Origin of the sequence: Nostoc cf. edaphicum LEGE 07299 (assembly GCF_015207245.1) — a bacterium.
In the GTDB taxonomy this organism is placed as follows: Bacteria; Cyanobacteriota; Cyanobacteriia; order Cyanobacteriales; family Nostocaceae; genus Nostoc; species Nostoc edaphicum_B.
This window is the reverse complement of record NZ_JADEXF010000349.1, coordinates 1-5,161: the sequence shown is the minus strand read 5'-3', so window position 1 is coordinate 5,161 and position 5,161 is coordinate 1. Positions and strand designations below refer to the sequence as shown.

Below are 5,161 nucleotides of genomic sequence, written 5' to 3'. Positions count from 1 at the left end.
GTTCTACAGCCTCCTTGCCTGTACTTACTCTTCTAATCTTTCAGGTCTGTGCAATAGCTGTCACCACAATTGCGGCGCTCACCCTTTGTCAATATCTGTTCGGCTGGAATCTCGGCATTGATGAGCTGGTGTTCCGTGATTCGCAAACTAGTATAGCGACATCGCATCCGGGGCGAATGGGGGTGAACACAGCACTGAACTTTATCCTGGTCAGTGTCGCCCTACAGATTCTGATTCATCCAAAAACCCACCGCAGTTATTGGTATGCCCAAATTATTGCTCTGATTGCTACTTTAATTTCCTTTCAGGCGCTGATGGGCTATGCCTACCAAGTGGAAGTTCTCTACGGACTCGCCCCTTATACAACATCAATGGCATTACACACAGCGGTATTGTTCCTCTTACTAAGTATAGGTATTCTGTGGGCGCGGGCAGAACATGGCTTAATGAGGGTAGTTACAAGTGATAGTTACGGTGGCTTACTTGCACGTCGTTTACTAGTTGCCGCGATCGCAGTACCTTTTATATTAGGGTGGGTAATTGTTGAAGGGCAACGAGCAGGACAATACGATCCGGCATTTGCAGTATCGGTGTTTGCGATCGTTGTGATTGTAATTTTTACTATTTTGATTTGGCAAAGTGCCAGGGTTATTGAACGCCTCAGCTATCAACGCGACCTTGCTCAAGAAGCACTGAGAACCCACGAAGCGAAACTAGGGAGTTTTGTAGATTCTAACGTCATCGGCATTCTGTTTAGCGATGTGTATGGCGGTATCCAACAGGCAAACGACGAATTCTTGAGGATGATTGGTTACACACAGGAAGATTTGTCAGCTGGTAAGTTAAGTTGGCGCAATATCACACCACTAGAGTATTTATATTTAGATGAGCGAGGTGTCGCCGAAGCCCAAGGAAATACTAACGCTACTTGTACGCCCTACGAGAAAGAATTTATTCGCAAGGATGGTAGCCGTATCCCGGTTTTAGTTGGTTACGTGCTGCTAGGAGAAAACCGCGAAGAGTCAGTAGCCTTTATCCTCGATTTGAGCGAACGCAAGCAAGCAGAGGCAGAGCAACAAAAATTAGCATTGCTGGTAGAAAATAGCTCTGACTTTATCGGCATTGCCACCCTTGAGGGTCAATTACTCTACATAAATGATGCAGGTCAAAAGTTGGTAGGGTTTGCCAACCTTAGTGAAGTGAGGCAAAAAGCAGTATTAGATTACTTCATGCCTAAAGACAAAGCCTATTTTCAAAAATATATACTGCCGACTGTACTATCAGAAGGGCGCTGGCAGGGAGAATTCTGCTTCCGGCATCTCCAAACAGGTCAACCAATACCAGTTGATTACAACATCTTCACTGTTACAGATAACAACACAGGTCAGCCAATTGCCTTAGCAACTGTGACTCGTGACATCAGCGAGCAAAAGCAGACCCAGGAACAAATATTACAGCTAAACAGGAATCTACAGCGTCGCATTACTGAATTACAAACTTTGTTGGAGGTAATTCCCATTGGAATTGGCATTGCCGAAGATCCAAAATGCCAAAATATCAAGGTTAACCCTGCTTTTGCCAAGCAGTTGGGGGTATCGTCAGATACAAATGCTTCCCTTACCGCTCCTTTAGACGAAAGACCAACAAGCTTTAAAATCTACCGCGAGGGAAGGGAACTTTCAACAGAAGAACTCCCAATGCAGTATTCTGCTGCTCATGGTGTCGAGGTTCTCAATTGTGAACTCGATGTCGTCCATGAAAATGGCAAAATCGTCAAGCTGTTGGAGTACGTTGCACCCCTGTTTGACGAAGAGGGTAAAACCAGAGGCAGCGTTGGTGCATTTTTAGATATTACGGAGCGTAAACAGGCAGAGGAAGTACTGCTAAAACAGCAAAAATGGTTAGAGGATGTGTTAAATCTGATGCCAAGACCATTGCTGTTTATCGAACCAGGAACGGCGCGGGTAACTTTTGCCAATCGCTCCGCTGACGAATTAGCTGGGGGCAAATTTCCTAAAGGTGTACCTGCCCAAGAGTATCACACAGTTTACTACTATACAGATGCAGCTGGCGATCGCATCCCCAATGAACTTATGCCAGGAGTACGGGTTGCCCGTGGCGAACGCCTGAATGGATTGGAGGTGGACTGGCACACTCCCGCTGGTGTGCGCTCTCTACTAGTATTTGCTGATACCTTGCCAGCAATGCACGGTCATCCGGCTACCTGTATCTTAGTGTTCCAAGAAATCAGCAACCTTAAGGCTGCACAAAAAGCCCTCTCGTTAAGTTACAAAAGGCTAAAGCTACTATTTGACACAGCCAACGATTTATTATCGAGTCAGCAACCAGTAGCACTAATCGATAGCGTCTACCAAAAACTAAGAGACCAAATTGGTTTAGATATTTACTTTAACTATTTGGTTGTGGATAACTCTCAGGTAATGCGGCTAGAGTCTTACACCGGTTTTTCCGAGGAGATAGCAAAGCAAATCGAGTCCTTGAAATTTGCTGAAGCGGTTTGTGGGACTGTCGCCCAAGAGCGTTATGCAATTGCTCTAGAGAATGTGCAGCAATCAATTGACCCGAAAACAGAATTGATTCGTTCTTTAGGAATTACTGCTTATTATGGTTATCCGTTAATTGCCCAAGGACGGTTGTTGGGTACTCTTTCTTTTGGCAGCCGCACTCGGTTAAGCTTCACCGACAATCAAAAAGGGATGATGCAAGCAGTATGCGACCAAATAGCGATCGCAATGGAACGGGCTAGTTTAATTGCTTCTTTGCAGCAACAAACTGATCAGTTGCAAGAAGCCAACCGGATGAAGGATGAGTTTCTAGGGATATTATCCCACGAATTGCGATCGCCCCTCAATGCCATCCTTGGCTGGGCGCAATTACTGCAACGAAGCAAGCTCAGTGATACCCAAATGGCTAGAGCGACGGAGACAATTGAGCGCAATGCCAAAGCGCAAACCCAGTTAATTGAAGACTTACTGGATATATCGCGGATGGTTAGAGGCAAGTTACACCTCGATGTCCGTACTTGCAATTTGATTCCCATAATCGAGTCAGCCATCAAGACTGTTAGTTTAGCCGCCCAATCCAGGGAAATCGATTTGAGATTTTCCCTGATTCCCTCAAAAGAAACGCCAAATTACGATTGGGAATTAGGAGTTAATCACGAAAATCTCGAATTTTCAGCAGCACAATCCCAAACTAATCAACATTCAGAGGACAGCAAACCGAGTGAAAATTCTCAATATTTAGTTTCCGGGGATTGCGAGCGCTTGCAACAAATCATCTGGAATCTGCTATCCAATGCCATCAAATTTACACCCGTTGGCGGTAGAGTAGAGTTGCAATTGTCAGTAGTTAGTGGACAAGAAAAACAACAGACAAGGGATAAATATGCCCAAATTCAAGTGATTGATACAGGCATTGGTATCAGTCCTAATTTTCTTCCTTACGTTTTCGATCGCTTTCGTCAAGCTGATAGTTCTAGCACTAGAATCTATGGTGGATTAGGACTAGGATTAGCGATCGTCCGTCATTTAGTAGAATTACATGGCGGTACTGTCCATGCAGATAGCCCAGGCAAAGAACAAGGCGCGACGTTTACCGTCAAACTACCACTTCTGAAGAATGCCCACCTCGGCTCTTTTGCCCCTCTGCCCCCACCCTCCTCTATTTAGTCAGCGACATCAGTATGCCCCACAAAGATGTGAGAACAAGAAGGAATTCCAGCCGCAACGTTGACAGATGATGCCACTACGAAAGACCGATTATTGTAGAGACGGCGATTCATCGCGTCTGTTGCCTTAACCGAACAGTATTAGGACGGACTTAGAAATGGGGCATTAGGGAATATGAATTAAATTCTCCCCTATGTCTCAATACGCTTGGGTTAAGCATTTTTTCTCTTCTCTCTGTTTCCTCTGCGCCTCTGCGGTAGCCTTCGGCAAGCCGCTTTGCGTCTACGTTAAAAAAGTTGACTTTGACAAAGAGTTTTAGCCTTAACTGAACCGGATTGCCCTATGTCTCACGAGCTTTTTTTCTAATCTCAAAATATTTTATATGTAGCAGTCCTAAATCATTTGTGAAAATTATATATCTCTTTCTTCCCTTTGCGTCCTTCTCTAGAAGACACTACACATTAACATAGTGTCTCCTAGAGAAAGCGGTTCGTTGCCTTATCTATATTTTTCATGAATCAAATAGGACTGCGATAATACCCGAATAATTAGTATGACTCCCATAGTAATTAGCCACTTACTGACTACGCGTTTGGATTTAAGTAGTTCTTCTACTTACCGAGATTCAGGAGGTTGTTGTAGGCGTAATAGCGTATTGTAAACCTGACTTTTTAAGATAGTATTATTTTGTAGTTCTATAGTAATTTTGTTGAACTGTTCAAATTTCAAACCATTACTTTCGACAATTTTTTGAGCGTGGTTACAGTAATTCACTGCAATATCTTGAGCCTTCTTTGGAAGACCATTTATACTATTGGAATCGTTGCAGACAATATTGGGAATTTCTCCATTGCCAATAAGTTTTTTAATTTCTTCAAAGGCATTTTGACGGGCTGGCTCCATTGCTAGCACGGCTTGAGCGTAACTGTTAATTTCAGTATTGTTAACTATTGGTGATGGAGTTTGAGCATCAGCTTTAGAACTCAATGAAAAAGTGTTGAAAATCACACCCACAGTAGCGATCGCGCCGAAACATAACGATCGCGAAAGGGTTCGCTTTCGGCCAGTTCGAGAAGATAAATCAGGAATTTTTTTCATATACTGTGTGACACAAAACTACATCAGGGATATTATAAGAACTTTGAATTATTTTCGGAGTTGGAAGTTCCAGGAACTGCTAAATACATAAAGCTTTTATATTTGACTGTCAATTTCCTCGGCATACTTGACAAAGTTCGATTACTTTAGTCTGGAGAGTTGACATTTCTGATGCTCCTTGCTTGAGGCTAACCTCTAATTCCAGCAGTAGGGGTAAGCAAGAGATTAACTGTTGCACAGAAAGCAGCTTGATTTCTTGCTGTAAGAAGTAAATCCGTTTGGGATTACCGATATCAGCGGCAATAGCTGTCGCTTGTTGATTTCGTTCCCCACTTTCTATCATAATCTTTACCCACAGCCAGGTGCGAAAT

At 43.5% G+C, this 5,161-nt stretch carries 2 protein-coding genes and 1 pseudogene; 1 reads left to right on the top strand and 2 read right to left on the bottom strand.

The genetic code is table 11. The features are described from left to right. Nucleotides 1-314 precede the first annotated feature (314 nt). On the top strand, nt 315-3,692 hold the full coding sequence (locus IQ229_RS12290; protein ID WP_457852502.1) for a PAS domain S-box protein: 3,378 nt from the start codon (nt 315-317) through the stop codon (nt 3,690-3,692). A 615-nt stretch (nt 3,693-4,307) separates the two neighbouring features. Here the strand turns inward: IQ229_RS12290 and IQ229_RS12285 are convergent. Then, nucleotides 4,308-4,790, bottom strand: coding sequence for a DUF4168 domain-containing protein (locus IQ229_RS12285; RefSeq protein WP_194044048.1), 483 nt, complete (start codon nt 4,788-4,790; stop codon nt 4,308-4,310). 109 nt (nt 4,791-4,899) lie between these two features. After that, nucleotides 4,900-5,161: pseudogene (locus IQ229_RS12280) on the bottom strand (DNA polymerase III subunit delta); the annotation flags it as partial.